Origin of the sequence: Serratia sp. T13T92 (assembly GCF_047530105.1) — a bacterium.
GTDB classification, from domain to species: domain Bacteria; phylum Pseudomonadota; class Gammaproteobacteria; order Enterobacterales; family Enterobacteriaceae; genus Chania; species Chania fonticola.
Genome location: NZ_JBLJAK010000006.1, coordinates 11,892 through 38,605, shown reverse-complemented (window position 1 = coordinate 38,605; position 26,714 = coordinate 11,892). Strand labels below are relative to the sequence as shown.

The 26,714-nt window shown below is 55.4% G+C and carries 24 protein-coding genes; 4 read left to right on the top strand and 20 right to left on the bottom strand.

Features of this window, described 5'->3' with window-relative positions; all coding sequences use genetic code 11:
- Positions 1-149: 149 nt before the first annotated feature.
- The 9 genes from ridA to argF all read right to left on the bottom strand — a co-directional run bounded on the left by ridA (position 150) and on the right by argF (position 8,812).
- Positions 150-536 (bottom strand): 2-iminobutanoate/2-iminopropanoate deaminase, encoded by a 387-nt coding sequence (gene ridA, locus ACMV5I_RS08665; RefSeq protein WP_024483413.1) that lies wholly within the window; start codon positions 534-536, stop codon positions 150-152.
- A 147-nt stretch (positions 537-683) separates the two neighbouring features.
- On the bottom strand, positions 684-1,148 hold the full coding sequence (gene pyrI / locus ACMV5I_RS08660; protein ID WP_021807800.1) for an aspartate carbamoyltransferase regulatory subunit: 465 nt from the start codon (positions 1,146-1,148) through the stop codon (positions 684-686).
- A 12-nt stretch (positions 1,149-1,160) separates the two neighbouring features.
- The gene (gene pyrB / locus ACMV5I_RS08655; protein ID WP_024483414.1) at positions 1,161-2,096 is read right to left on the bottom strand and encodes an aspartate carbamoyltransferase; all 936 of its coding nucleotides are present in this window, start codon (positions 2,094-2,096) and stop codon (positions 1,161-1,163) included.
- A gap of 348 nt (positions 2,097-2,444) precedes the next feature.
- A complete protein-coding gene (locus ACMV5I_RS08650) occupies positions 2,445-3,161 on the bottom strand; it encodes an ABC transporter ATP-binding protein (RefSeq protein ID WP_414824140.1) in 717 nt (238 codons plus the stop codon).
- Positions 3,148-3,984 (bottom strand): ABC transporter ATP-binding protein, encoded by an 837-nt coding sequence (locus ACMV5I_RS08645; protein WP_414824139.1) that lies wholly within the window; start codon positions 3,982-3,984, stop codon positions 3,148-3,150. The genes ACMV5I_RS08650 and ACMV5I_RS08645 overlap by 14 nt, the downstream gene beginning before the upstream one ends.
- Positions 3,977-4,798: an ABC transporter permease gene (locus ACMV5I_RS08640; RefSeq protein ID WP_024483417.1), complete on the bottom strand. Its 822-nt coding sequence runs from the start codon at positions 4,796-4,798 to the stop codon at positions 3,977-3,979. The genes ACMV5I_RS08645 and ACMV5I_RS08640 overlap by 8 nt, the downstream gene beginning before the upstream one ends.
- Positions 4,795-5,847 (bottom strand): ABC transporter permease, encoded by a 1,053-nt coding sequence (locus ACMV5I_RS08635; protein ID WP_414824138.1) that lies wholly within the window; start codon positions 5,845-5,847, stop codon positions 4,795-4,797. Before ACMV5I_RS08635 ends, ACMV5I_RS08640 begins: the two co-directional genes overlap by 4 nt.
- An 11-nt stretch (positions 5,848-5,858) precedes the next feature.
- Positions 5,859-7,427, bottom strand: coding sequence for an ABC transporter substrate-binding protein (locus ACMV5I_RS08630; RefSeq protein ID WP_414824137.1), 1,569 nt, complete (start codon positions 7,425-7,427; stop codon positions 5,859-5,861).
- A 365-nt stretch (positions 7,428-7,792) separates the two neighbouring features.
- On the bottom strand, positions 7,793-8,812 hold the full coding sequence (gene argF / locus ACMV5I_RS08625) for an ornithine carbamoyltransferase (RefSeq protein ID WP_414824136.1): 1,020 nt from the start codon (positions 8,810-8,812) through the stop codon (positions 7,793-7,795).
- A 162-nt stretch (positions 8,813-8,974) separates the two neighbouring features.
- Between argF and rraB the strand changes: the two genes are divergently transcribed.
- Positions 8,975-9,400 (top strand): ribonuclease E inhibitor RraB, encoded by a 426-nt coding sequence (rraB, locus tag ACMV5I_RS08620; protein WP_166733982.1) that lies wholly within the window; start codon positions 8,975-8,977, stop codon positions 9,398-9,400.
- Positions 9,401-9,444: 44 nt separating this feature from the next.
- Positions 9,445-10,206 carry a tRNA isopentenyl-2-thiomethyl-A-37 hydroxylase MiaE gene (gene miaE / locus ACMV5I_RS08615; RefSeq protein ID WP_021807809.1) on the top strand — a complete coding sequence of 254 codons (762 nt, stop codon included), beginning with the start codon at positions 9,445-9,447 and terminating at the stop codon, positions 10,204-10,206.
- A gap of 46 nt (positions 10,207-10,252) precedes the next feature.
- Here the strand turns inward: miaE and ACMV5I_RS08610 are convergent, their stop codons facing one another.
- From ACMV5I_RS08610 to pepA, 11 genes are all read right to left on the bottom strand, one after another.
- Complete coding sequence (locus ACMV5I_RS08610; RefSeq protein WP_024485835.1) at positions 10,253-11,056, bottom strand: IclR family transcriptional regulator; 804 nt, start codon at positions 11,054-11,056, stop codon at positions 10,253-10,255.
- A 118-nt stretch (positions 11,057-11,174) separates the two neighbouring features.
- A complete protein-coding gene (locus ACMV5I_RS08605; RefSeq protein WP_024485834.1) occupies positions 11,175-11,822 on the bottom strand; it encodes a bifunctional 4-hydroxy-2-oxoglutarate aldolase/2-dehydro-3-deoxy-phosphogluconate aldolase in 648 nt (215 codons plus the stop codon).
- 45 nt (positions 11,823-11,867) lie between these two features.
- Complete coding sequence (locus ACMV5I_RS08600) at positions 11,868-13,175, bottom strand: MFS transporter (protein ID WP_414824134.1); 1,308 nt, start codon at positions 13,173-13,175, stop codon at positions 11,868-11,870.
- 37 nt (positions 13,176-13,212) lie between these two features.
- A complete protein-coding gene (locus ACMV5I_RS08595; protein WP_024485832.1) occupies positions 13,213-14,202 on the bottom strand; it encodes a 2-dehydro-3-deoxygalactonokinase in 990 nt (329 codons plus the stop codon).
- 19 nt (positions 14,203-14,221) lie between these two features.
- On the bottom strand, positions 14,222-15,241 hold the full coding sequence (locus ACMV5I_RS08590; protein ID WP_414824133.1) for a 2-dehydro-3-deoxygalactonokinase: 1,020 nt from the start codon (positions 15,239-15,241) through the stop codon (positions 14,222-14,224).
- Positions 15,242-15,283: 42 nt separating this feature from the next.
- Positions 15,284-16,438, bottom strand: a complete 1,155-nt coding sequence (locus ACMV5I_RS08585) for an iron-containing alcohol dehydrogenase (RefSeq protein ID WP_414824132.1) — start codon at positions 16,436-16,438, stop codon at positions 15,284-15,286.
- Positions 16,439-16,659: 221 nt separating this feature from the next.
- Complete coding sequence (locus ACMV5I_RS08580; protein ID WP_414824131.1) at positions 16,660-18,261, bottom strand: GMC family oxidoreductase; 1,602 nt, start codon at positions 18,259-18,261, stop codon at positions 16,660-16,662.
- A gap of 387 nt (positions 18,262-18,648) precedes the next feature.
- Complete coding sequence (locus ACMV5I_RS08575) at positions 18,649-19,152, bottom strand: GNAT family N-acetyltransferase (protein WP_414824130.1); 504 nt, start codon at positions 19,150-19,152, stop codon at positions 18,649-18,651.
- A 172-nt stretch (positions 19,153-19,324) separates the two neighbouring features.
- The gene (locus ACMV5I_RS08570) at positions 19,325-22,201 is read right to left on the bottom strand and encodes a valine--tRNA ligase (RefSeq protein ID WP_024529413.1); all 2,877 of its coding nucleotides are present in this window, start codon (positions 22,199-22,201) and stop codon (positions 19,325-19,327) included.
- 14 nt (positions 22,202-22,215) lie between these two features.
- Positions 22,216-22,665: a DNA polymerase III subunit chi gene (locus ACMV5I_RS08565; RefSeq protein ID WP_414824129.1), complete on the bottom strand. Its 450-nt coding sequence runs from the start codon at positions 22,663-22,665 to the stop codon at positions 22,216-22,218.
- Between the two features lie 81 nt (positions 22,666-22,746).
- Positions 22,747-24,258, bottom strand: a complete 1,512-nt coding sequence (gene pepA / locus ACMV5I_RS08560) for a leucyl aminopeptidase (RefSeq protein ID WP_024486368.1) — start codon at positions 24,256-24,258, stop codon at positions 22,747-22,749.
- 280 nt (positions 24,259-24,538) lie between these two features.
- Between pepA and lptF the strand changes: the two genes are divergently transcribed.
- Both lptF and lptG read left to right on the top strand, forming a co-directional pair.
- Positions 24,539-25,633, top strand: coding sequence for an LPS export ABC transporter permease LptF (gene lptF, locus ACMV5I_RS08555; RefSeq protein ID WP_021807814.1), 1,095 nt, complete (start codon positions 24,539-24,541; stop codon positions 25,631-25,633).
- Positions 25,633-26,703, top strand: a complete 1,071-nt coding sequence (gene lptG, locus ACMV5I_RS08550; RefSeq protein ID WP_121608562.1) for an LPS export ABC transporter permease LptG — start codon at positions 25,633-25,635, stop codon at positions 26,701-26,703. Before lptF ends, lptG begins: the two co-directional genes overlap by 1 nt.
- Positions 26,704-26,714 lie beyond the last annotated feature (11 nt).

Sequence of the window (26,714 nt, the reverse complement as noted above, 5' to 3'; positions counted from 1 at the left end):
AAACCAGAACATTTGGCGAGCTTGTAGAACCCATCTAACTCGTGGCTTTGAACGAGAGTGATTTTGCGGATGAATGTTTCAGATTGATGATGACGAAAAAACAAACGGCCAGCAAAGGCTGGCCGTATTCGATCGCACCGGGTTGCCGATTAACGGCGAACGGCGATGGCTTCGATCTCGATTTTCACGTCTTTTGGCAAACGCGCCACTTCAACGCAAGAACGCGCTGGGAACGAGGCGTTGTGCTCGGTGAAGAACGCTTCATAGGCCGCGTTAACGGTAGCGAAATCGTTGAGGTCTTTGACGAAAACGGTGGTTTTAACGATGTCGCCCACTTTCAGGCCTGCGGCTTCCACGATCGCCTTCACGTTGGCCAATGACTGACGCGCTTGATCGGCAACATCATCGGGTACGGCACCGGTTTTTGGATCGACCGGGATCTGGCCGGAAGTGATGATCATGCTGCCCAGGTCAACGCCCTGCACGTAAGGACCAATGGCGGCTGGCGCGAGTTCAGTGCTGATATTACGTGACATTTTTTCTCCTGATATCCTGTTGTTGTTCAAACGGCGAGTCAACCCGCCGTAAACTCACATGGACGCAGCATGCAGCGCCCTACGACGCACCATTATAAAGGGTACCCGCCAGATTAACAGCGGCATACCCTGGTAAAGCGGAGGATTTTAGTCGGTCTGTAACACCACCTGATGATCGAACTCTTTCTCGCAGTAACGGCACTTGAGGTGCACTTCCCCTGCATGGGATTTGACGCTGAAACTGGATGCCACCGGTTCGCTGCGGCTGATGCAGTTGCTGTTCGGGCAGGTCAGCACGCCGTCGATATGATCCGGCAGGCTGAGCGTCAGCTTGCGCACCACTTCATAGTTATCGATACGGTTGACCGTAGCCTTGGGCGCGTACATCGCCAACTGGTTGGCCTGCTGCTCGGTCAGGAAGGTGTTCTCGATCTTGATCAAATCCTTGCGGCCCAGCTCTTTGGAGGGCAGGTTCAGGCCGATGGTGATGCGCTGATCGGTGGCGGTCAGCTTGAACAGTGAAAGCAGCTTAAAGCCGATCTGCGCCGGAATATGGTCGATCACCGTGCCGCACTTGATCGCTTCAACCTGGAGTTTGTTATCGTGAGTCATGACGGTTCCCCCTTAAAGAGCCAAATCTGCGTTTAAAACCAGTGCCAACAGCGCCTGACGGGCGTAAATACCGTTGCCTGCCTGTTGGAAATAGTGGGCATACGGTGTCTTGTCCACCTCAATGGCAATCTCATCGATGCGCGGCAGTGGATGCAGCACCTTCATGTTGTCCCGGGCACCGGCCAGATCGGAAGCCCGCAGGATGAACTGCGCCTTCACGTTGGCGTATTCGGACGGGTCCAGGCGCTCTTTCTGCACGCGGGTCATATACAGAATATCCAGTTCCGGCACCACTTCTTCAATGCTGTTGTGGCGACTGTAAGAGATGCCTTTTTCGTCCAGCATCTTCAGGATATAGCTCGGCATCGCCAGGGCGTCTGGTGCGATGAAGAAGAAGTGATTCCCTTCGTATTTTGCCAGTGCCTGGGTGAGTGAGTGCACGGTACGGCCATATTTCAGGTCGCCGACCATGGCGATATTGATATTGCTCAGGCGGCCCTGGGTTTCCTGGATGGTGAACAGATCCAGCAGCGTTTGGGTTGGGTGCTGGTTCGAGCCGTCACCGGCGTTCAACACCGGGATACCGCCAGAGAATTCAGCGGCCAGACGGGAAGCCCCTTCCTGCGGATGGCGCATCACGATGGCATCAACGTAGGTGCTGATCACCGAGATGGTATCGGCCAGCGTTTCGCCCTTTTTGCCGAGGGAGGTGTTGCTGCTGTCGGAGAAGCCGACCACCGAAGCCCCCAGGCGCTGGATGGCGGTCTCAAACGACAGGCGGGTACGCGTAGACGCTTCAAAGAAGCAGCTGGCGATCACCAGGTGTTTGAGCAGCTCCGGCTGCGGGTTAGCTTTCAGGCTGGCGGCGGTGCTGAGCACCAGCTCCAGATCTTCACGGCTGAGATCGTTAATAGAGATGATGTTCTTGCGATACAGCGGATTGGCCATGTTCACTCTCCTCGACTCGTGCCCTTGGCGCGGGGCTTTTCAATGTAATAGCAATGCTTTGGACAAAAAAAAGCCCCTCAACGAGGGGCTTTAAATGATGATTCATGCAACAGGGGAAATAACGGCAGTTGCCCGCCGATTGGCTGGCGGTCTTGTCGAGTGTGGCGAACAAAACAAAGCTCGTTTTTCATGCTTTCTCCTGGCAAATTGTCGCGCATTATACTCGCGCTTTTTTTCTCTGCAAGGGTAAAAACACCACTTTTTGCGATTTCGCAATCGATTGGCTTGATGATTACCGCTGCGAGTAGAACTTGGTGTCTGGTTGTTTGGCCATGCTGCCGCTAGCGCTTAATCATGCATATGCTCACCGGCCTGTAAGGCAGCCCGGTCGTAATGCTGCACGATGTGGCCGTTTTCCATCAGGGCGGCGCGTTCGGACATATGGGCTATCACGTCGCCGTCGTGACTGACCAGCAGATAGGTCATGCCATGCTCGCGTTTGAGATGGTTGAGCAGGTTGAGGATCTCAGCCTGTACTGACATATCCAGCGCCGAGGTGGGCTCATCCAATAGCAGCAGCTTAGGCCGCAACAGCAAGGCACGGGCGATAGCAACGCGCTGGCGCTGGCCACCGGAAAGCTGGTGGGGATAACGCTGTGCCGTGGCCTCGCTCAGCCCTACCTGCCGCAAGGCTTCGTCGATCCGCGCCGCAATGTGTTTTTCACCGTGGATCTTCAACGGTTCACCCAGCGTACGGGCAATCTGATGCTGCGGATGTAACGAAGCGTAGGGATCTTGAAACACCATCTGCACGTCGCGGCGTAATTGGCCGGTGAACCGTTGCTGTGGTTGCAGAGGCTGGCCGAGCAAGCGAACTTCTCCGCGCCATTCACGTTGCAAACCGGCCAGCACGCGCAGCACGGTAGATTTGCCGCAGCCTGAAGCCCCAATCAGGCTGAAGGTTTCCCCCGCCTCAACGCCAAAGCTGACCGACTCCACAGCGATCTTATGGCCGTTGTCCTGCGGGAAGCTGACCTGCAAATTTTCAATTTCAATCAGCGCCATGTTCGCTCCGGGTAAAATCGATGCTGCGATCCAATACTGGCAGATCCTGGCCGTAGGTGCTGGCATTGGGGCGGCAGGCCCACAGCGTGCGGGTATAAGGATGGGTGGCTAGCGGCAGGTTGGCCGCGATCCCCTGATCCACCAGCTTGCCCTGATACATCACCAATACCCGGTCGCAGCGCTCGGCCACCAGCGGCAGATCGTGGCTGATCAGCAACAGCCCCATGTTACGCCGCGTGGTTTGTTCGACGATCAGATCGAGGATCTGATTACGCAATCTGGCATCCAGCGCCGAGGTTGGCTCATCGGCAATCAGCAGTTGCGGATCGTTGACCAGCGCAATCGCCAACATGGCACGTTGCCCCATGCCGCCGGAAAGCTGGCCGGGGTAGCTGTGATAGAGGCTCTCCGGCAAGCCGACGGCGGCCAGTGAGTTCAGCACACGCTCATGGCGATCGGCCCGGGTTAGTGCGTTGTGCAGTACCAGGGATTCTTCGATCTGCTTACCAATGCTGCGTACTGGATTCAATGCATAGCGCGGATCTTGCAGCACCATGGCAATTTTGGCGCCGCGTACCTCGTTCCATTGGCGTGGTTGCAGCTTCAGTAAATCGGTCTCACGATAGTGCAGTTTTTCGGCGGTGACGATGCCCGGCTTACGTACCAGCCCCATCAGGGCGCGGGCGGTCATGGATTTGCCGGAACCTGATTCCCCCACCAGCGCCACTTTCTCCCGGCCAATGCTGAAAGAAAGGCTATCCACCACCTTGTGGCCGTTAAATTCGATATTCAGGTTCTGTGCTGCCAGCAGTGGTTCAGTCATGATGCGGATCCAGTAAGTCGCGCAGGCCGTCGCCCAGCAGGTTAAACGCCAGGCTGCTGATCAGGATCGCACAGCCAGGGATCGCTGCGATCCACCACTGATCGAAGATCACTTGCATCCCGTCGGCTACCATCGATCCCCATTCCGCCATCGGCGGTCGGGCACCCAGCCCCAGGAACCCCAGACCGGCGGCGGCCAGAATAATCCCCGCCAGATCCAAAGCAAGGCGAACGACGGCAGAGGGCAGGCACATGGGCAGAATATGGCCCCACAGCAGGCGCGGCCCCTGAATGCCCATCATCTCGGCGGCGGCCAGGTAGTCGCTTTTACGCAGCAGTTGGATCTCGGCTCTGGCCTGGCGAGCATAGGCGGGCCAGGTGGTGAGCGCTAACGCTAGCGCGCCGTTGACGAGCCCAGGGCCGAGCATCGCCACAAAGGCGAAGGCCAGGATCAGCCGTGGCATCGACATGACCACGTCGGTAAAGCGCATCAGCACTCGCTCCAGCCAGCCGCCGTAATAGCCGGATAGTACACCAATCAGCAGGCCGAGCGGCAGGGTGATGGCCGTGACCAGCAGCACCAGCCCAAGGGTTGGCCGGGTGCCGTAGATCAGGCGTGAAAGCACGTCGCGGCCATAGCTGTCGGTGCCAAGCCAGTGGCCAGCCCCCGGCGGTAATAAGCGGTTGGCGGCGTTTTGCCAGTTGGGATCAACAGGTGCCAACCAAGGAGCGAACAGCGCTATCAACACCAGTAACAGCAGAATGGTGGCTCCGCAGGTGGCGGAGGGCGAACGTTTAAGTAGCGTCATAGTCATTGGCGCGCCCTCGGATCGAGCAACCGCACCAGCAGGTCGGTGAGGTTGTTGATAATCACAAAGCACAGGCCAATCAGCAGCGTGCCGCCCATGATGGCGGTGGTGTCCCCGGCAAACAGCGCAGTGGTGAGATAGCGGCCAATACCCGGCCAGGAGAACACGGTTTCGGTCAGAACCGCTCCCTCCAGCATGCTGGTATAGGCAAGAGCGATCACTGTCAGCAGGGTGCCGCTGATATTGGGCAGCACGTGGCGGAACATGATGCGCATCTCACTGGCCCCTTTGGCGCGCGCCAGGGTGATGTACTCTTTATTCAGTTCGCTCAGGCAGGCGGAACGGGTCAGGCGGGTAATGCTGGCTAACGAATAATAAGCCAGCAGGCAAACCGGCAGCACCAGATGTGCTAACGCATTGCGCACGGCCCCCGCATCGCCGGAAAGCCAGGTATCAATCAGCGCGAAGCCGGTTTTGGCCTCGACGGTGTATTGGTAGATATCGTCCAACCGCCCCGGCCCGGCGCTCCACTGTAGCTTGGCGTAGAACAGCAACAGCATCAGCAGCCCCAGCCAGAAGATGGGCACCGAGTTGCCGAGCAGGGTAATAAAGCGCACGCCGATATCCAGCTTGCTACCGGCAAAACGCGCACACAAGATGCCAGCCAGCACGCCGAGCGGGGCACCAATCACCAACGAGAGTGTGGCCAATTCCAACGTGGCCGGGAAGGCATGCAGCAAATCCAGCAACACTGGCTGGCCGGTGGCGCTGGCGGTGCCGAGATCGCCATGGGCCAGCCGTTCCAGATAGTGCCAGAACTGCACCGGCAAAGAGCGATCCAGACCAAGCTGCTGTTTTACCTGCTCATAGGTGGCCGCGCTGGCGTGATCGCCGACGATCTGCAACACGCGATCCACCGGCGACAGGGCAGACAGTAGGAAGGTGATCAACAGCAGGCCGAACAGGGTCAGCGCCAGCGTGAGCAGCCCCTGCGCCAATCCCCAAAGACGACGCCGGGAACGGCTTCCCGGCGTGGATTTTATTGCTACCGACATGACAATCCTGATTATTTGCTAACGCGATCGTAATAGACCATATCCGCATTCAGGCCCTGTTGATAGCCTTTGACGTTATCGCGCAGCACCACCTGCGTTTTGGCCTGATCGATAAACACATACGGCGAGCTACGCTGTAATTCCTGCTGCATGGCGGTATAGAGCGCGGTGCGTTTGGCTGGATCGGCCTCAGCGACTGCTGCCAGCGTTTGTTTGCTCAACTCAGGGAGCTGCCAACTGTTCAGTCCGGCTACCGTGCTGCTTTTGCCATCGTTATAGGCGAAGGCGCTGGCATTGGAGTGCGCATCGAAGTAATCCGGGATCCACAAGCGGATCGCTGCCTGATGCTGCTTGGCGCGTACGCGGGCATAGACCTGGCTACCGGCGGCAGGCAACAGATCGAGCTTCACTCCACCTTGGGCAAAGCTGGCCTGTAGCGACTGAGCGATGGTGATAAACGGCGGTTTGTTTTCCACGTCCAGCGTCAGGCTGGCGTTGGTGATCCCGGCTTTTTCCAGGATCGCCTTGGCTTTGGCCGGATCGAAGCTGAACGGGTTATCTTCCAGCGCCCCCGGCAGGCCGACCGGCAGGAAGCTTTGATGGACGAAGTATTGCCCTTTCAGCAGATCTTTGGTGATGCCCTGATAATCCACCAGATAGCGGGCTGCTTCCCAGAAGGCCGGGTTCTTCAGCAGCGGGTTGGCGGTATTTCCGGTGTTGAACACCAGATAGTTCTGCTCGGCGGAAGGGATTTCCAGCACCTTCACACCCGCCTGGCTTTTCAGCGCGGCGGTTTGATCCGGGCCGAGTTCACGCGCCACGTCGGCATCCCCTTGCTGGATCAGCAGGCGGCGCGCGCTTGGGTCTGGCACGTTCTTGATAATGATGTTGCTCAGCAGTGGCTTATCGCCCGGTGAGGTTGGGTTGGCGTCCAGCACGATCGCCTGATGTGGCTGGTAAACCCGCATCTTGAACGGGCCGCTACCCGCAGAGTGCATCTTCAACCAGGCATTGCCAAAGTCATCACTCTTCACGTTGGGCTGCACGGCTTTACTGTCGACGATTGAGGCGATCGGCGTCGAGAGGATATTCAGGGCCACCGCCGGGCTGACGTCTGCCGTCCAGCTCAGTTGCACGGTATGGTCGTCAATCTTCTTCAACTGCTGTTCGATGTTGTCCGGCTGCCAGCCGAGAACGTTGAGGATAAACGCCGGTGACTTGTTCATCTTCACCGCGCGGGTGTAAGAGAAAATCACGTCGTCGGCGGTCAGCGGGTTACCGGAGGAAAACGCTGCCTGTGGGCGTAGCTTGATCGTCAGGGTCTTGGCGGCGGCATCATCCTGCCAGCTTTCGGCCAGTACCGGGATCACCTTGGCCGGATTATCACGATCGGCCTGCACCAGACGCTGATAGAGGCTGGGCACGGTCTGGATGCTGGAAAGCTCATTGGCCTCCGCCGGATCCAGGCTGACAATATCATCCAGTGACTGCACCACCACCAGCGTATTCGGCGGCGTGGCGGCCAGTGCAGTGGTGGAGAGGGCGGCAAGAATAAACAGTGGCAAGACTTTGGCTTTCATAGACGTTTTCCCTTAAATGTGCCGGTAAACCAGAACGGAGAAGAGGTTGTTCTCATTAGTTTTTTACGGCATTTCCGCCGCCAGAATGCCACGGTAGAACGTTGGTAAAAAACAGGCAAAGGCCAATAAGTTATTAGCAATAACGAAAAAGACTATAGAGCCAGAAGGGGGATTAACCAGAATAAACGAGACTGCTGATAAACTCTCACCGGGCTTACAACGTAGGGGCGCTGCATGCTGCGCCCGTCTTGATAATCAATGGGTTAGCAAATACTAGTATAGATAGATCCCGACCAATTCAGCAATATTGCCACTTTGTCAGCAATCTGAACCCTTCTATAAGAAGGGTTTTTGGAGAGGGCGATTTATAGGGTTTTGCTCAGCGTGGCGACCATCACTGCCTTGATAGTGTGCAGGCGGTTCTCTGCCTGATCGAACACGATGCTGTGCTCCGACTCGAACACCTCGTTGGTCACTTCCATACCGCCGTGCATGCCATACAGCTCGGCCATCTGTTTACCCAACGTGGTTTGATCGTCATGGAATGCTGGCAGGCAGTGCAGGAACTTCACCTGTGGATTACCGGTCAGTTTCACCATCGCCATATTCACCTGATACGGCCTGAGCAGGGCAATCCGCTCCTGCCAGACTTCTTTGGCTTCCCCCATGGAAACCCAAACGTCGGTATACAGGAAATCGGCACCTTGCACGCCTTCGGCAATATCTTCCGTCAGGGTGATTTTACCGCCGGTCTGCTGTGCCAGCGCCTGGCATTCAGCAACCAGCTCGGCCTGCGGCCAACAGGCCTTTGGCGCGACCAACCGCAGATCCATTCCCACCAGCGCGGCGGCTTCCAACAGGGTGTTGCCCATATTGTTACGTGCATCGCCAATGTAGGCGAATTTCACCTCGCTCAACGCTTTCCCCGGCAGATGTTCACGCACGGTGAGCAGATCCGCCAGCAACTGGGTAGGGTGGAACTCATTGGTCAGGCCATTCCACACCGGCACACCAGCGTGTTCTGCCAAGGTTTCCACCAGGCACTGGCCAAAACCGCGATATTGAATACCGTCGTACATCCGGCCCAGCACGCGGGCGGTGTCTTTCATCGACTCTTTATGGCCGATCTGGCTGCCGCTTGGGCCAAGGTAGGTCACCTGAGCGCCCTGATCGAATGCGGCAACTTCGAAAGAGCATCGGGTACGGGTGGAGTCTTTTTCGAAGATGAGCGCAATGTTCTTGCCTTGCAGATGGCGGGTTTCCTGGCCTTGCTTCTTGGCCTGCTTCAAATTGGCGGCCAACTGCAACAAGGACTGGATCTCACTGGGGGTAAAATCCATTAATCTCAAAAAGTGACGACTGTAGAACGGGTTCATCTGGCTCATCTCCGTAAATCCCTATCGTTTTGACTGAATTTAAATTCACTTTATATGTATGAATATTCAATTTCAACCCCGAAGCAGAAATCTTTCACGTTTATCGTGGCAGCGGTGACAGCGGTGTGTGAAAATAGAAGTAACGAAGCCCATTTTATTGAGGATAGAGGCATGGCAAACCGCGAATTGCTGGAAGAACAACGTGAAGAAACCCGCCTGATCATCGAAGAACTGCTGGAAGACGGCAGCGATCCGGATGCGCTCTACACTATCGAGCACCATTTCTCTGCCGAAAAGTTTGAAGTTTTGGAGCAGGCCGCCGTGGAAGCCTTCAAGCTGGGCTACGAAGTGACCGATGCCGAAGAGCTGGAAGTGGAAGATGGCTCCATGGTGATGTGCTGTGACGTGATCAGCGAAGTTGCGCTGAATGCCGAGCTGATCGACAGCCAGGTAGAACAACTGGTGGCACTGGCAGAAAAATGCGGTGTCAATTACGACGGTTGGGGCACCTACTATGAAGATCCGAACGGTGAAGAAGGCGACGACGAAGAAGACGGCGACTTTATCGATGAAGACGACGACGGCAAACGTCATTAATTAAATCCTGCGGGCTGGCGCAAGCTGGCCCCTGATAGAACCCGATGAAATACCAATCTCTGTTATCCCCGATTTTAAACTTCCTGCACTGTGAAACCCCGGATGGATGGATCGAAGCGGCCCGTCGCCCGGAAAACCTGCCACTGTTGCTGACCGACCACCTGGTATGCGAGCTAAAAGCGGCGCAGACCGGCATGTGGCTGATCCGCCGCTATGTGGCCGATAAAGAGAGTGGCGATGCCCTGTTGGCGCTGCTGAGGCCCTATGAGGCGTTTGTGCACGAGGCGCAGGAAGTACCAGAAGAGCTGTTCCGTCAGAGCGCGTTTACCAGGAAGATCCTACCGAAGAATGGCTCGGCCTATGGCCAAGATCTGGTCGACAAAATGGTGTTGTTGATCAAAGAAGAGCTGCATCACTTCTCGCAGGTGCTGGAGATCATGCAGGCTCGACAGATCCCTTATAGAAAGATCACCGCCAGCCGCTATGCCAAAAGCATGATCCGCGAGGTGCGCACTCACGATCCGGCCACTCTGATCGATAAGCTGATCTGCGGCGCGTATATCGAGGCCCGCTCCTGCGAACGCTTCGCCAAGCTGGCCCCGTTCCTGGACGATGAGCTGAACCGGTTTTACGTCTCGCTGCTGCGTTCTGAAGCCCGCCATTACCAGGATTACCTGACGCTGGCAGAGCAGATTGCCGGCGGCGATATCAGTGAACGCGTGGCGTTTTTTGGTCAACTGGAGGCGGAGCTGATCCGCTCACCGGACACCGAGTTCCGCTTCCACAGCGGCGTACCGGTGGCGTAAAATTTCACGATCCGGCCTTTCTCATCTAGAGGCAAGGCCGGTCAGGTTACTGTCGGAAATCGGAGTACAACTGCTGGCCACGGTAGCCAATGCGTTGTGAGAGCTCCAGGGCGGTATCAGAGATCATTTGCCCCAATGCGGCGATTTTTTCGGGTTGCTGGTTAATTTTGTTAAACAGGCTGGCGACGCTGATAGCGGCGTAAACCTTACCCCGAAAGTTATAGACTGGAGCGGCAAGGCAGAACACCTCGGCATTATGTTCCCGATCGTCAATGGCATAACCCTGCTGGCGTGCCTGATTTAAAATCGCGAAAAATTTCGCTTCATCAGTCACGGTATACGGCGTGATGGCCTGCAACCCGCCGGTGCGGGCCAAAATGGTTTTTACCTCATCATCAGGTAAGGTTGCCAGGATCGCTTTACCCAGGCCGGTACAGTACAGCGGGTTGTTCGAACCAATTCTGGCGGAGGTTCTGACGGAGTTGGGGCTTTCCACTTTATCGAAATACACCAACTCATCGTTATTGAGCAACGCCAGAAACACGGTTTCCCCCGCGATTTCGGCGAGCTTTTCCAGCATTGCATGCGCGACGTTGTGGAAAGGCGTTTGCTCCAGGTAACAAGCCCCTGTCTGGAACAGTTTTACGCCCAGCTTAAACGACTTCTGCTTTTCGTTGGCTTGCTCCAGATAACCTTTATCGAGCAGGGTGTAGAGAATATCAAAGGTAGTGCTCTTGGGGATGCCCAGTTGCTTGCTGATTTCGGTAATGGTCAGTTCGTTTTTGCTTGCTGCGACCAACTCCAGCATATCCAACGCCCGGGCAACCGAACGATTTATCTTTTCAGACACGGGCTTACCTCACCGTTATTGTTATAGCTGGCAGTATAACGAGGTAGCGAGGGTGAATACAGATCTGCTAAATAATAACCAAGCTACGGCTGTTCACCGTAGCTTGTCTGTCCTGATGTCAGGACCGTTTTCCCTCATGAAACGCCTGGATAAAGGCTTGTGCCTGCTGGGTGATTGCTGCCCAGTTGCCTGCCTCAATCCATTGTTTATTAGTCAGTGCGCTCCCCACACCCATCGCAAACGCACCGGCCTTGGCAAATGCGCGGGTGTTTTCAAGCGTAATCCCGCCAACCGGGATCATGGATAGGTTATCCAACGGCCCTAACACCTCTTTCATATAATCAACGCCGAGGCTGTTGGCTGGGAACAGTTTTAACAAATCTACCCCCAGGCGGCAGGCCTGCAATATCTCCGAGGGTGTCATCACCGCAGGGATCATCAGGCGTTGCTTTTCGTGCACCATCATCACCACATCGGGGTTGAAGTCGGGGGAAAGGACAAAATCGGCACCGGCGTCCAGCACCAACTGTGCCATTACCGGATTTAATACCGTCCCCGCGCCTACACACATTCTGTCTCCCATCTCCTGCTTAAGCGCGCTGATGCTTTCCAGGTGCCGGGTCGAGTTACAAGTGACCTCAATGACTCGGATGCCGCCGTCATACAGTGCATTGGCAAGGGGGATAATGCCCTCGGGCGCGACGCCACGAACGATGGCAATCATGCCGGTTTCTTCTATGGCGCGAATCACGCGTTGTTTAATCATGGATAACCTCTTGGGAAATATCAGGGAGCGGGCTCCCTGATGACATCAATCCGTTACGGTTACCGGTTCTTTGACGATGAACCAATAACACAGTGCAGCGCAGGCTGCGATAATTCCACCGCTGACAAATGCCAAGGTGTATGAGCCAGTGACATCGGCAATTAACCCGGTCACTAGCGGTGATAACGATCCGGCAAAATAGCCCCCGAAGTTCTGGATGCTGCCAACCGAGGCCACCATGGACGCCGGGGCGACGTCGCCAGGTAATGCCCAGCCAGTAGCCGAAAGCGAGGAGAGCAGCGCCATGGCAATCACCAGCAAGGTCAGGGTGGCGGCCAGGCTATCTACCATTGGCACCGCAATAACAGCGACGCCAGCCAGCAGTGCCGAGACACTGATGGTGACACGCTTGGCTTTTAAGGATTCGGTGAAAATCTGTTTATCAACCAGCCACTTGGAGATGTAACCACCGGCAATGGCGCCGACAATCCCACCGAAATAGGGAATACTGGCGTAAATGCCCAACTCTTTAAATTGGATGTTTTGGGTTTTCATTAAATAGAGCGGTAAGAATGTAGTGAAAATATTCATCATCCACACATAACAGAACCAACCTAAAATCATTCCCCAGATACAGCGATATTTAAACAGACCGCCCCAGCTGATTTTTTCAGCGTCACCCGTCAGTTTTTGTGCTGTGCCGCCACCGCCTTCTTTAATATAGTCCAGCTCTTCTTTGGTAATGTTAGGGTGCTGCTCTGGCTGATGATAGGCGAAGATGAAAAACACGACGAAAATAAAACCTATTGCCCCAGCAATATAAAATAGCGCACGCCAACCGAGTGGCACAATGATAGCGACCAGGATCGGCGGAGCGATGGCTGGCCCCCATTTGGACGCGGCATCCCAGAATCCGGTTGCCAACGCACGTTCACTTTTTGGGAACCATGAAGCGGTAATTTTCGCCGCTCCCGGCCAGCATGGGGCTTCGGTTATCCCCAACAGTCCACGGGCAAAAATCAGTGTCACCATACTGCTACAAGCACCGGTTAGCATGGTAGCACCGCTCCATAAGCCGACAGCCCAGCCGTACACTTTTTTCGGGCCGAAGCGGTCAACCAGCCAACCAGCAGGAAGTTGGCAAAGCGCGTAGATCAGCGCAAAGACCGAACCCAGCAATCCGATATCCGTATTCGATAATTCAAGTTCTTTCATCATATCGGGCGCAGCAATAGAGAGGCTGGCACGATCGAGGTAGTTGACAATACCGCCAATCAATAAGAGGAATACAACAAACCAGCGCTTATTTCCTCGTTTTTTTGTTATGACTTTTTCATTAACGATGGTGTTCATAATCAGACCTTTTAATTTTGTGTAGGATACAAAGGAATTAAATAATCTGTCGGTGGTGAGCCAGGGCAAATAATCCAGAACTGGAAAGTGAACGATCTACCGATGCCAGGGTAACTTTCCCGTTAAACCACGGGTCATTTTCAATGAGAGTAGCGAAAGCGAATTTAAGCGTGTCTTTGCCGCATACCACGACGTGAGTATCCGGGGTAACCGTAAAGGCCTCGCTATTTTTGACCGCCTGCAGGTCATCTTGTAGCACGGCTCCTAACAGGACATTGGCTTTCTGGTTGAGCGTAAGTTGGCTGAACATATCCAGAACGCGCACAGAAAAACAGGTGCGGGACAAGCCCGTTTGCCGGCATTGGTTCGCACCTTGCAGCAAGGCTGGGGCTTCAATCTCCTGAGCGAATTGCCGATCCAGGGAGTTGGCCAGGATCGTATGCCGGGTAATCACGTCCAGCAGTTCACCACCGAGTGTCGTGACACAACCTTCGATGCGGTCCTGCGCATCTATCTTGACGAATTTAGAGTGTGAACCCGGCAGCACAATCAGCGCCGGGCCGTGGATGTCCAGGCTGGCGAGTACACCGATAGCTTCAGTCTCTTCGCCACGCATCATGTCCATCTGCTCGGCATTACCCAGCGTGACGGCAGAATCATGATTGCGAACTCCTGGTACAAACCAGATGGGTTCCTCGGCGATTTCTGGCAGATTGGCGCAGACCATGCCTTGAGCCAGTTCGCCAAGCCCGGCAGGCGCCAACAAATGCGGAATTTCACATAATCCCACGTTGGAGGTGATCATACCCGATGATAGGTAAACCACGCGTTCAGCAGCCGGTATCGTGGCCAGATTTTTGGCTTCCTGAACGGCTTCGCGTACGCCATTCATCAGCGTTGCCGTACTGCCAGAGATGGCGGTATCGCGTACGCCGATGGGGCGTGCCGCTTCAGCTAACAGCCGTTGGTCCTGCCAGGCACATACCCTGGTGTTGGTTGTGCCGGTATCGATAGTGATTATATACATGTCATTCTCGTTATTATTATCAGCGTAGGGTGCGGAGTGTATTAGCAATAGCGCTGGCGCCGGTTATCGCTAACAGATCTATTTGCTGCTCATCGGAAATTATTCGCTGTGGGCTATCTATTTTTAACTGCTGTCGAATAATGTGCTGGTAAATCTCACAACGTCTCGCATGGCCGATTAAAAATATCTCGCCATGGAAATTAAACCCCTGGTGTTGGGCATTAATAAAAACGTTGATATCGTCACCTGCCATGGCGCTTTCAAGGAAGAGTTTGCGCTGCGGCGCTGTGGTCGGAAACGCGAATTGTAAGAATCGGCTCATCAATATTGTGCGTAATAAACCGCTCTCCTGCACGGACTGGCAGGCAGCATCAATAATCTGTGGCTCTATTTTTGCCTGCGCTTCTTCTTCTGGCGTGGTGGCAACACTGGCTGCGACAAAGGTCTGCTTCAGGATTGCTGCATACACCTGGCCGCTTAAGGAGGTAATACTGCCGGCAATTTTCCCCTGTTGATTAATCGAAATCAATTTTGTGGTGGAACCCAGCTCGATCAGGATACAGGGGAGCTTGGGCTGATAACCCAACAGCAACCCGACAGCCTGAGTCTCTTCACCTCGCATCAGATCAATGCCGCTGAGATTATCCCATGAGGGAGTCGTCTGGTTACGAACGCCAGGGATCAGCATGACGGGAATATCCAACGCCAGGAGCTCATTGGCAGCAAATGGCACAGTATGCTGTGCCAATTCGTCAATCCCGACCGGTGCAACCAGATGGGGAACCTCATGCAAACCCAGGTTTGACGTGATCATGCCTGAGGCAATAATAAAGGTGATATCCTGCTGAGCCTTGCCGTTTCTTGCCAACAATTCCGTTACGCCACGCACCATCTCCTGACGTAATAGATTATTATCTCCATGAGTGACGGTGGAGTTTACCCCTTCGCCGATCGTGATCTTGTCAATAATCTTACTATCGGCGAATGCCAGCAGATAAATACGTGTCGTGGACGAACCTGAATCAATGACAATAAACATGCTCACTCCTTTAAATAGCGCTGCTGAGGCTGATGTTTTTCATTAAAGGCTACGTTGTAAAATATCACGCAGGGTGTCGGCATCCGGCACTCGTGGATTATTCTCCAGCACCACTTTCATGGTGGTTTGCACGTTATTGATAATCCAGTCGAAGTGTTCTTCTTTCACCCCCAGTTCAGTCAAGGAAGGGAGCATATTGACTGATGACAGCAATGACGTGACGGCCTGTACGCTGCTGTAAGCGGCTTGTTCAAGGGACATATCGCGAGTATCCACACCCATGGCATAGGCAATGGCGGCAAATTTTTCGGGGGCGGCCGACCAGGTGTATTCCATAAAAGCAGGATAAACCGCGGCGATCCCTTCTGCATGAACGACGTCAAGCAGTCCGCCCATTGGGTGTTGCAGAGCATGTGGCAGCGCCGTACCGGCACAGTCGATCGCCATTCCGGCAAGCGTACTCGCCACGCAAACCTGCTCCCATGCCGCCAAATCGGTCACATCGGCATACACGCGTGGCAGGTTCTGTGTCAGCAGGGTTATCGCACGCAGCGAGAGCATTTCACTGACTGGATGCGCATTCCGGGAGATATATGACTCCAGGGCATGGAACAAGACGTCGGCACCCGGCCCGGCGATCACGCGTTTTGGCAGAGTGAGCATCAGTTCGGGGTCAACAATCGAGGCGACCGGGTAGATTAACGGGTTAACCAAGCCTTTTTTATCATGGGTTTCCGGGTTGGTGAACACGGCGGTACGGTTAGCCTCGCTACCTGTGCCTGCCGTGGTCGGCACCAGGATATTTGGCAGTGCGTTCTGTGCCTGGGCTTTGCCAAACACATAATCCCAGATGCTGCCTGGATTGCAGGCACAAAACGCGATGCCTTTGGCCATATCCATTGCGCTGCCACCACCAATACCAATCACCAGATCGCATTGCTCCTGGCGTGCCATTTCAGCACCGGCTTCCACCAGTGTGGAAAGCGGGTTTTGCATAAATTTGTCATAGACGGCAAATGCCACCCCGGCGGCAGCCAGGGTTTCCTGTGCCCGAGCGAGTAGGCCCGTGGACTTGGTGTTATCAGAAACGACCAACAGTGCTTTCTTCCCGTATTGTTGAGCGATGCTACCAAGCAGAGCAAATTTGCCAGGGCCAACGTGAAGTTTGACAGGGTTGTTGAAGATAAAACTGTTCATTAGTTATCCTTTTTGTCCGCATATTCGGATCGTGTTCGCATTTGTGATTATATTGGCCGTGTTTCATCCTGCGTTCAACCCTTTTTGCTGGATTAATGAGCGCAATCACATTTTTTCTGGTTGTTGGCGAATTAGGGGGAGGTAAATAGGGGGGGTTTTAACGTGATTTGCAGCAATGGGTAGCTGACAGCAAGCCAACATCGGCTTGCTGTCTATTTGGGCTATTCACCCAATATCAAATCCACCGCCTTCTCGGCCAGCATAATGGTTGGGGCATTGGTGTTGCCGCTGGTGACCTGCGGTATCACCGAACAGTCGACCACACGCAGGCGTTCAAAGCCATGCACTTTTAGCTGCAAGTCGGTCACCGAGTCCTCCGTATTTTGCCCCATCCGGCAACTACCCACTGGGTGATAGACCGTCTTGCAGAAGTTGCGCACAAACTCCTCCATCTGCGCCTCATCGTTCACCCACGCCGGTTGTGGCATCAGCAGATCTTTAATCAGCGGCTTGAGAGAGGCGGTTTCCAGGAAGCGCAGGCCAAATTTCACCGCGCGAATGCTGCCCGCGATATCGTCTGGATGACCGAGGTAGTTGGCCTGGAGCTTGACCGGATCGGCAGGGTTGCGGCTACGTAGCTGCACCTGACCGCGCGCTTTGGGTTGCAGATAGCCGACCTTGAGCGACATGCCGTGGATCGCCGGTAGCGGTTCGCCGGGCACGTCGTCCCAACTGTCCAGAATCGGCAGGAAATGTACCTGCACGTCTGGCCTGCCATTACCCAGGGAGTCTGCAAAGGCGGCCCCCTCCAGTACGTTAGAGGTCAACACACCGCTGCGAAACGCCAGCCACTCTGCACCGTGGCGTAACGCCTGTAATCCCCGATCGGCACCGAACAGGCTGACTGGTTCGCGGGTGCTGACGTTAATCGACATATGCAGATGATCGTGGAAGTTTTTGCCTACCGGCAGATCGGCCAGCGGCGTAATACCCAACTGCTCCAGATGTTCGCGCGGACCAATGCCGGACAGCATCAGGATCTTCGGTGAGCCAATCGCCCCGGCGCTAAGGATCACTTCCTGGCTGGCGTGGGCGACGATCTCATTGCCACCGTTCAGGCTGTAGACCACTCCAGTTGCCACGTTGTTTTCGAACGTGACGCGATGCACCAGCGCGTTGAGTTTCACCACTAGCCGCGAGTTATCGCGCACGGCTTGCAGATAGGTGCGGGAGGTGCTGGCGCGTTCTCCATTGTGGGTGGTGGTTTGGTAGAACCCTACGCCGTGTTGGCTAGCGCCATTAAAGTCGTTGCGGTAGGGCAGGTCCAACTCCTGGCCCGCGCGGATAAATGCCATGCTGAGTGGATGGCGATAACGGTTCTCGCTGACGGGCAACAACCCTTCGGTGCCGTGATATTCATTCGCCAGGCTTTCATTGGCTTCTGCGCGTTTAAAATAGGGCAGTACGTCCTGATAGCTCCAGCCGGTACAGCCATACTGTTGCGCCCAGCCGTCGTAATCCTGCGGTTGGCCACGCAGATAGATCATCCCGTTGACCGAGCTACTGCCACCCAGCACCTTGCCCTGGGCGATTTGCATGCGGCGGTTATTGGCGTGCGGCTCTGGCTCGGTTTCATACGGCCAGCTCTTCTTGGCGATGATCTTGGCGACCCCGGCGGGCATTTTGATAAACAGATTATTGTCGTCGCCACCGGCTTCCAGCAGCAGGATGCGGGCCTGAGTACGGCGGATGAGTTGGGCTGCCAGCACGCAACCCGCCGAGCCTGCGCCAACAATGATGTAATCGAAGTTATTTTCTGACATGACCGTTCCCTGTGCGTGATGGTTGGAGACTGTCATGGCAGAGTAACTCAGAGGAAGGGTAGGTCAATTCACGATCGTTAATTTATTAACGAATATCACAATAAATTTACATTACAGAACTGAGCATCAGTTTAACTGTTTGAAATATAAAATTACCGTGCGAATTTTTGAATAGTGTTGATGTTAATAATTTTTGTGTGAGTGATGTGTTCTCTCCCTCACCCCAACCCTCTCCCCAAGGAGAGGGAGCCGATAGGCGCAGTTGTCAGGTAAAGAAGTTAATTGGTAACAGGGGGAATATCGAGGGTGTATACCGTTATTAAGTTGTGGCACATTCGGTCCCCTCTCCCTGTGGGAGAGGGTTAGGGTGAGGGGCCATTGCGGCGGTTAAAGCGTCTTCAGCATGGTGACTTCGCAGTCGCCGTGGCCGGTATTGCCCATGGCACAGCCGATATGCTCAAAACCAAGATGTTCATACAGACCGATCGCCTGCTGCAACGTGGCGGTCGTTTCCAGATAACAACGGCCGAACCCCTGCTGGCGGGCAAACTCCAGCGCCTGCAGCGCCAGGCGTTTTGCCAAACCTTTGCCACGCAGCACCGGCAGGAAATACATTTTCTGTAATTCGCAAACGTCGATCTCACCGCCCTGCAGCGGCGCAACGCCACCACCACCGGCAATCTGACCGTCTATCTCCACCACCCAGTAAGCACTGCGCGGTTGGCTATAGAGTTGGTATAAAGCGTCCAGATTGGGATCGGAAACGGTATAGCCTTTATCCGCCGTCAGGCCATGCTCGGCGGAGACTTCGCGAATGACGTGAGCAATAGCGGCATTATCGTCGGCCGTGATTGGGCGCACCAGAAGGCGCACTGGGGTGGCTGTTGTCATGTTTACACTCACCATCAAAGGGAACCTGAGGGGACCAGGAATTTCGTTGTTATTACGGAATGCACCGCATCAATAATACTTTGTAATAACACTTAAGCCTGGCTCTTGGCAATGCCGATAAAAAAACAGCGGGGAAAAATCACCCGCTGTTTTTGATCGGTAGTTTGCAGAATTACAGTGCGGCGATAGTCGCCTGCTGTTCCTGTAGCTTCAGCTTACCTTCTTTACAGGCTGCCAGACGCTCACGCTCTTTGGCCACCACCGCTTCCGGTGCGCGAGCCACAAAGCCTTCGTTGGACAGCTTGCCTTCGATAGACGCGATCTCACCATCCAGCTTGCCCATCTCTTTCGACAGGCGCGCGATTTCCGCATCCTTGTCGATAAAGCCAGCCATCGGGATCAGCAGTTCGGCACCATCTACCAGCTTGGTGACCGAAACCGGGCCTTTCTCGCCTGCAGGCAGCAGGGTGATAGAGCTCAGGCGTGCCAGGCGTTCGATAAAGCTCTGGTTTTCCTGTACGCGGCGTTGGGCATCACCATTGGCGTTACGCAGCAGCACTTCCAGCTGTTTGCTTGGCGCGATGTTCATCTCGGCGCGGATGTTACGCACCGCGATGATCGCCTGCTTGATCCATTCCAGATCGTTCAATGCCTGCTGGTCTTCCAGCGCGGCATCGAAGGCCGGGAACGGCTGCAGCATGATGGTGTCTGCGGTTTCACCGGTCAGAGGCTTGACGCGCTGCCAGATGGTTTCGGTGATAAATGGAATGATTGGGTGCGCCAGGCGCAGCAACGCTTCCAGCACGGTGATCAGCGTATTACGTGTGCCACGCTGTTCCGCTTCGCTGCCGTTGATCACGACCGGTTTGGTCAATTCCAGATACCAGTCGCAGAACTGGTTCCAGGTGAATTCGTACAGGATGCCTGCCGCGATATCGAAGCGATAGGTGTCCAGCGCCTCACGGTAGGCTTTCACCGTGCGGTTGAATTCGGCCAGGATCCAGCGGTCGGCCAAGGAGAGCTGCATTTCGCCACCGTTGAAGCCGCAGTCGTGCGCTTCAGTGTTCATCAGTACAAAGCGGCTGGCGTTCCACAGCTTGTTACAGAAGTTGCGGTAGCCTTCCAGGCGCTTCATGTCCCAGTTGATGTCACGGCCAGTAGAGGCCAGTGCTGCCAGGGTGAAGCGCAGGGCGTCGGTGCCGTGCGGTTCGATGCCGTTCGGGAACTGCTTCTCGGTGCGCTTGCGGATTTTCTCTGCCAGCTGCGGCTGCATCATGTTGCCGGTACGTTTCTCCAGCAGGTCTTCCAGCGAGATACCGTCAACCATATCCAGCGGATCGATGACGTTACCCTTCGACTTCGACATCTTCTGCCCTTCGTCGTCGCGGATCAGGCCGGTCATGTACACGGTCTTGAACGGAACCTGCGGTTTGCCGTTTTCATCTTTGACGAAGTGCATGGTCAGCATGATCATGCGGGCAATCCAGAAGAAGATGATGTCGAAGCCGCTGACCAGCACGCTGGTCGGGTGGAAGGTCTTCAGATCTGGAGTCTGCTCTGGCCAACCCAGGGTCGAGAAGGTCCACAGGCCGGAGGAGAACCAGGTATCCAGCACGTCTTCGTCCTGGTTCAACGCCACGTCGGCACCCAGGTTGTTTTCGCGGCGCACTTCTTCTTCGGTGCGGCCAACGTACACTTTGCCTTCGGCGTCGTACCAGGCCGGGATGCGGTGGCCCCACCACAGCTGACGGGAGATACACCAGTCCTGGATATCGCGCATCCAGCTGAAGTACATGTTTTCGTACTGCTTGGGCACGAACTGGATCTCACCTTGCTCAACCGCTTCCACCGCGACTTTCGCCAGCGGTGCGGTACGCACGTACCATTGGTCGGTCAGCATTGGCTCGATAACCACGCCGCCACGGTCGCCGTAAGGTACGGTCAGGTCGTGAGGTTTGATCTCTTCCAGCAGGCCGAGTTCGTCAAAGGCGGCAACCACGGCTTTACGCGCAGCAAAGCGCTCCAGGCCACGGAACTGGGCTGGCAGCTCGCCGCTGTAGGCGGTGCTGGCTTCGCCCAGGGTGTCGAACACCTCTGCCACTTCGAGGATGTCACCGTCGAAGCTCAGGATGTTGATCATCGGCAGGCCGTGACGCTTACCAACCTCATAGTCGTTGAAGTCGTGCGCCGGGGTGATTTTCACGCAGCCGGTGCCTTTCTCCATATCGGCGTGCTCGTCACCCACGATGCGGATGCGGCGGCCCACCAATGGCAGAATGATCTCTTTGCCAATCAGATCTTTGTAGCGTGGATCTTCCGGGTTTACCGCTACGCCGGTATCACCCAGCACGGTTTCCGGACGGGTGGTGGCTACTACCAGGTAGTCTTTGCCTTCCGCCGTTTTTGCCCCATCGGCCAGCGGATAGCGCAGGTGCCACATGGAACCTTTGGACTCGCGGTTTTCCACTTCCAGATCGGAGATGGCGGTGCGCAGTTTTGGATCCCAGTTCACCAGGCGTTTGCCACGGTAGATCAGGTCTTCTTTGTACAGGCGGACAAACACTTCTTTCACCGCGTTGGACAGGCCTTCATCCATAGTGAAGCGCTCGCGCTCCCAATCCACGGAGTTGCCCAGACGGCGCATCTGGCGGGTGATGGTGCCGCCGGACTCGTCCTTCCACTGCCAGATTTTGTCGATAAACGCGTCGCGGCCATAATCATGGCGAGTTTTATTTTCTTCTGCGGCGATCTTGCGCTCAACCACCATCTGGGTCGCGATACCGGCATGGTCGGTACCGGCTTGCCACAGGGTATTTTTACCCTGCATGCGCTGGTAGCGGGTCATGGTGTCCATGATGGTCTGCTGGAACGCGTGGCCCATATGCAGGCTGCCGGTAACGTTCGGCGGCGGGATCATGATGCAGAAACTTTCCTGGCTGGTATCGCCATTCGGTTTGAAATAGCCCTGGCTTTCCCAGTGATCGTACAGCTTCTGTTCGATCTGGGTTGGGTCATAGGCGGTATCGAGATCGGTGTTGGTCTTTTCCATTTTTATTTCAAGGTTCAGTTAGTTGGCGGCGTGGCCGTGGTCAAATGGAAGCCGACGCTGCGATAGGCTTTGTAACGTTCGCGCGCCAACTGTTTCAAGGTGTCTTCGTAAGGGACGAAGTCTACCACTTCATGGAAAGCAGTAGCAAAATCTGCAAACTGCGGCAGCAGGGCGATCAGCAGATCGCGCGGGGCATTGCCGCGTTTACCTGGCCAGCACAGCTCGACCGGGGCGCCAAAGTTTGGCCCTTCGCCTGCCAGGTTGTGCGGTACAAATTGGTGTGGCTCACGTTGCCACAGGGCTTCGTCCAGCCGCTGGGCCTGCTCCTGGCTTTCACAGGCGATCAGTATCCGCTTGCCAGCGCGCCATCTTTCGGCGGCAACGGCACAGGCCACAGCCTCGTGTGCACTGAGCGCACCAGCGGGTTCTGCGTGTTCAAGAAGGTAGAACGTTGCCTGTTTCATGATTCAATTCACCGTGGCCAAAAAATGTAAGGGCACAGCGTGCTGTGCCCTCGGTGATTATACCTGAATTACCGCGCGGATTTAATCGTCGCCGTTTAGACCAGCACGATTGAGCAGGAACTGCGCCAGCAGGGCTACCGGGCGGCCAGTGGCCCCTTTGGCCTTGCCGGAGCGCCAGGCGGTACCGGCGATGTCCAGGTGCGCCCAGCTGTACTTGCGGGTAAAGCGTGAAAGGAAGCACGCGGCGGTGATGGCACCACCTGGGCGGCCGCCGATGTTGGCCATATCCGCAAAGTTGGAATCCAGCTGCTCGTAATACTCATCGCTCATCGGCAAGCGCCACGCACGGTCACCCGATTGCTCGGAAGCGCCGATCAGCTCGTGAGCCAGCGGGTTGTGGTTCGACATCAGGCCGGTGATGTGGTGACCCAGTGCGATCACGCAGGCACCGGTCAGGGTGGCGATATCAATCACCAGCTCTGGCTCGAAACGTTCCACGTAGGTGAGGGTATCGCACAGCACCAGGCGGCCTTCGGCGTCGGTGTTCAGCACTTCTACCGTCTGGCCCGACATGGTGGTCAACACATCGCCTGGGCGATAGGCACGTCCGCCGGGCATGTTTTCACAGCCAGCCAACACGCCGATCACGTTCAGCGGCAGGTTCAGTTCTGCCACCACACGCATGACGCCGTATACGGTAGCCGCACCGCACATGTCGTATTTCATCTCGTCCATGCCGTCGGCCGGTTTGATCGAGATGCCGCCGGAATCGAAGGTCAACCCTTTGCCTACCAGCACGATCGGCTTAGCGTCCGGGTTAGGATTTCCCTTATATTCCATCACCGACATCAGCGATTCATTTTGCGAACCGGCACCGACCGCCAGATAGGCGTTCATCCCCAGCTCTTTCATCTGCTGTTCGCCGATGACGCGGGTGGTGATGTGGGTGCTGAAGGCATCGGCCAACTGACGTGCCTGTGAGGCCAGATAACCGGCATTACAGATGTTTGGTGGCATATTGCCGAGATCTTTGGCGGCCTTGATGCCGGAAGCCACGGCCAGGCCGTGCTGGATGGCGCGTTCACCGCTGGTCAGTTCGCGGCGGGTTGGCACGTTGAACACCATTTTACGCAGCGGGCGACGTGGCTCCACCTTGTTGCTCTTCAACTGATCGAAGGTGTAGAGCGTTTCTTTGGCAGTTTCTACCGCCTGGCGCACCTTCCAGTAAGTATTGCGGCCTTTGACGTGCAGCTCGGTCAGGAAGCAGACGGCCTCCATGGAACCGGTGTCGTTAAGGGTATTGATGGTTTTCTGGATCACCTGCTTGTACTGGCGTTCATCGAGCTCGCGCTCTTTGCCACAGCCAATCAGCAGGATGCGTTCGGAGAGAATGTTCGGCACATGGTGCAGCAGTAACGTCTGCCCGACTTTGCCTTCCAGTTCGCCCCGGCGCAGTAGTGCGCTGATATAACCATCACTGATTTTGTCGAGCTGTTCTGCGATAGGTGACAGGCGGCGTGGTTCGAAAACACCAACTACAATACAGGCGCTGCGCTGTTTTTCCGGGCTACCGCTTTTTACACTGAACTCCATGCACTCTCCTGAATCTTAAAGACAACGACGAAAGCTACGGCTAGAATGATCTGCTCCGCCAAGATCTTCCGTCATTGAGTTAACTAACTAGGTTAACCTGAACGGCGTAAACGTTCTGTTTTGGCTACTATAGGTCTGTTCCTATAGGAAGGCCAAACAGCTTGATGTTCTAATACTATTTTAGCTGTGAAGGTTGCCACATGATGAGAAAAAATGGCGGATTAGCGATGAAACTATCGATTTTCCTGCAAAAAGACAAGTTTTCACAGGCGTAATAAGCGTGATCATCATTAGATATCTGGTACGGGAAACGCTGAAGAGCCAAATTGCCATCCTGTTTATCCTGCTTCTGATCTTCTTTTGTCAGAACCTGGTCAGGGTGTTAGGTGATGCGGTAGACGGCAATATCCCGACAAATTTAGTCTTATCCCTGCTTGCATTGGGTGTGCCGAAGATGGCGCAGCTAATCTTGCCCTTAAGCCTGTTTCTTGGCCTCTTGATGACGCTTGGTCGGTTGTATACCGAAAGCGAAATCACCGTTATGCACGCCTGCGGCCTGGGTAAACGAACCCTGATCATTGCCGCTATGGTGTTAGCGATCTTTACCTCGGCAGTGGCTGCGGTAAACGTCTTCTGGGTCGGGCCATGGGCGGCCAGCCATCAGGACGAAGTGATTGCCGAAGCCAAAGCCAACCCCAGCATTGCCGGGCTGGCTGAAGGGCAGTTCCAGCCCTCACAGGATGGTAACGCCGTACTGTTTGTCGGTAGCGTAAAGGGTAACACCTTCAACGACGTGTTCCTGGCGCAGCTACGCCCGAACGGTAACCAACGCCCTTCGGTGGTAGTGGCCGAGCATGGAATGATCAATCAGGGCCGCGACGGATCGCAGGTTGTCACGCTGGACAAAGGCACCCGGTTTGAAGGCACCGCATTGCTGCGTGATTTCCGCATTACCGACTTCACCGACTATAAAGCGGTTATCGGCCATCAGTCGGTCACTATCGATAATACCCAGTCCGAGCAGATGTCGATGCGCACACTGTGGGAATCGAATGAACCGGATGCGCGCGCCGAATTCCACTGGCGTCTGACGCTGGTCGTTTCTGTGGTGCTGATGGCGCTGCTGGTGGTGCCGCTCAGCGTGGTCAACCCGCGCCAAGGCCGTGTGCTGAGCATGTTGCCAGCGATGCTGCTGTATCTGATCTTCTTCCTGCTGCAGACCTCGCTGCGTTCCAATGCCGGTAAGGGCAAGCTGGATCCGCTGGTGTGGATGTGGCTGGTGAACCTGGCGTACTTCGCGATTGCTCTGGCACTTAACCTGTGGGATACCGTGCCGATGCGCAAACTGCGTGCACGCCTGAGAGGAGCGGCCTGATGTTTGGTGTACTGGACCGTTATATCGGTAAAACGATTTTCAACACCATCATGATGACGCTGTTCATGCTGGTTTCGCTTTCCGGCATCATCAAGTTCGTCGATCAACTGCGTAAAGTCGGGCAGGGTGAATACTCGGCATTTGGCGCGGGGGTGTATACCCTGCTCAGCGTACCAAAGGATATTGAGATCTTCTTCCCGATGGCGGCGTTGCTAGGGGCATTGCTCGGTTTGGGCACCTTGGCTACGCGTAGCGAACTGGTGGTGATGCAGGCTTCTGGCTTCACCCGGCTGCAGATTGCCGGTTCGGTGATGAAAACCGCTATTCCGCTGGTCTTGCTGACAATGGCAATCGGCGAATGGGTGGCACCGCAGGGCGAACAGATGGCGCGTAACTATCGTGCGCAGCAGATGTATGGTGGCTCGCTGCTCTCTACCAAGAGCGGCCTGTGGGCGAAGGACGGCAATGACTTTATCTACATCGAACGGGTGGCGGGTGAAAAAGAGCTGGCTGGCGTCAACATTTACCACTTCAACGATCAGCGTCGGTTAGAGACGGTCCGCTATGCCGGTACCGCAGATTTTGAAGATGGCGCGTGGCAGCTTTCGCAGGTGGATACCTCCGATTTGACCAATCCGAATCAGGTCACCAGTACCCAGACGCTAACCGGGGTGTGGAAAACCAACCTGACGCCGGACAAGCTGGGCGTGGTGGCGTTGGATCCGGACTCGCTTTCCATCAGCGGCTTGCACAACTATGTGAAGTACCTCAAGCAGAGTGGCCAGGAGGCTAGCCGTTACCAGCTGAATATGTGGAGCAAGATCTTCTCGCCGCTGTCGGTGGCGGTGATGATGCTGATGGCGCTGTCGTTTATCTTTGGCCCGCTGCGTAGCGTGCCAATGGGCGTGCGAGTGGTGATCGGTATCAGCTTCGGCTTCCTGTTCTACGTGCTGGATCAGATCTTCGGCCCGCTGAGCATGGTGTACAGCATGCCGCCAATTCTGGGTGCCCTGTTGCCAAGCTTGCTGTTCCTGTTAATTAGCCTTGTGCTGCTGCTGAAGCGGAAATAGTCAGGCCCAAT

Coding starts and splice junctions, on each gene's coding strand:
- miaE (WP_021807809.1), top strand. CDS start 9,445: ATGAAATACCAATCTCTGTTATCCCCGATTTTAAACTTCCTGCACTGT.
- ACMV5I_RS08575 (WP_414824130.1), bottom strand. CDS start 19,152: ATGACAACAGCCACCCCAGTGCGCCTTCTGGTGCGCCCAATCACGGCC.
- ACMV5I_RS08630 (WP_414824137.1), bottom strand. CDS start 7,427: ATGAAAGCCAAAGTCTTGCCACTGTTTATTCTTGCCGCCCTCTCCACC.
- ACMV5I_RS08640 (WP_024483417.1), bottom strand. CDS start 4,798: ATGACTATGACGCTACTTAAACGTTCGCCCTCCGCCACCTGCGGAGCC.
- ACMV5I_RS08585 (WP_414824132.1), bottom strand. CDS start 16,438: ATGAACAGTTTTATCTTCAACAACCCTGTCAAACTTCACGTTGGCCCT.
- lptG (WP_121608562.1), top strand. CDS start 25,633: ATGTTTGGTGTACTGGACCGTTATATCGGTAAAACGATTTTCAACACC.
- ridA (WP_024483413.1), bottom strand. CDS start 536: ATGTCACGTAATATCAGCACTGAACTCGCGCCAGCCGCCATTGGTCCT.
- rraB (WP_166733982.1), top strand. CDS start 8,975: ATGGCAAACCGCGAATTGCTGGAAGAACAACGTGAAGAAACCCGCCTG.
- pyrB (WP_024483414.1), bottom strand. CDS start 2,096: ATGGCCAATCCGCTGTATCGCAAGAACATCATCTCTATTAACGATCTC.
- ACMV5I_RS08645 (WP_414824139.1), bottom strand. CDS start 3,984: ATGACTGAACCACTGCTGGCAGCACAGAACCTGAATATCGAATTTAAC.
- ACMV5I_RS08570 (WP_024529413.1), bottom strand. CDS start 22,201: ATGGAAAAGACCAACACCGATCTCGATACCGCCTATGACCCAACCCAG.
- ACMV5I_RS08650 (WP_414824140.1), bottom strand. CDS start 3,161: ATGGCGCTGATTGAAATTGAAAATTTGCAGGTCAGCTTCCCGCAGGAC.
- argF (WP_414824136.1), bottom strand. CDS start 8,812: ATGAGCCAGATGAACCCGTTCTACAGTCGTCACTTTTTGAGATTAATG.
- ACMV5I_RS08595 (WP_024485832.1), bottom strand. CDS start 14,202: ATGTATATAATCACTATCGATACCGGCACAACCAACACCAGGGTATGT.
- ACMV5I_RS08580 (WP_414824131.1), bottom strand. CDS start 18,261: ATGTCAGAAAATAACTTCGATTACATCATTGTTGGCGCAGGCTCGGCG.
- ACMV5I_RS08565 (WP_414824129.1), bottom strand. CDS start 22,665: ATGAAACAGGCAACGTTCTACCTTCTTGAACACGCAGAACCCGCTGGT.
- ACMV5I_RS08600 (WP_414824134.1), bottom strand. CDS start 13,175: ATGAACACCATCGTTAATGAAAAAGTCATAACAAAAAAACGAGGAAAT.
- ACMV5I_RS08590 (WP_414824133.1), bottom strand. CDS start 15,241: ATGTTTATTGTCATTGATTCAGGTTCGTCCACGACACGTATTTATCTG.
- ACMV5I_RS08605 (WP_024485834.1), bottom strand. CDS start 11,822: ATGATTAAACAACGCGTGATTCGCGCCATAGAAGAAACCGGCATGATT.
- pepA (WP_024486368.1), bottom strand. CDS start 24,258: ATGGAGTTCAGTGTAAAAAGCGGTAGCCCGGAAAAACAGCGCAGCGCC.
- pyrI (WP_021807800.1), bottom strand. CDS start 1,148: ATGACTCACGATAACAAACTCCAGGTTGAAGCGATCAAGTGCGGCACG.
- ACMV5I_RS08635 (WP_414824138.1), bottom strand. CDS start 5,847: ATGTCGGTAGCAATAAAATCCACGCCGGGAAGCCGTTCCCGGCGTCGT.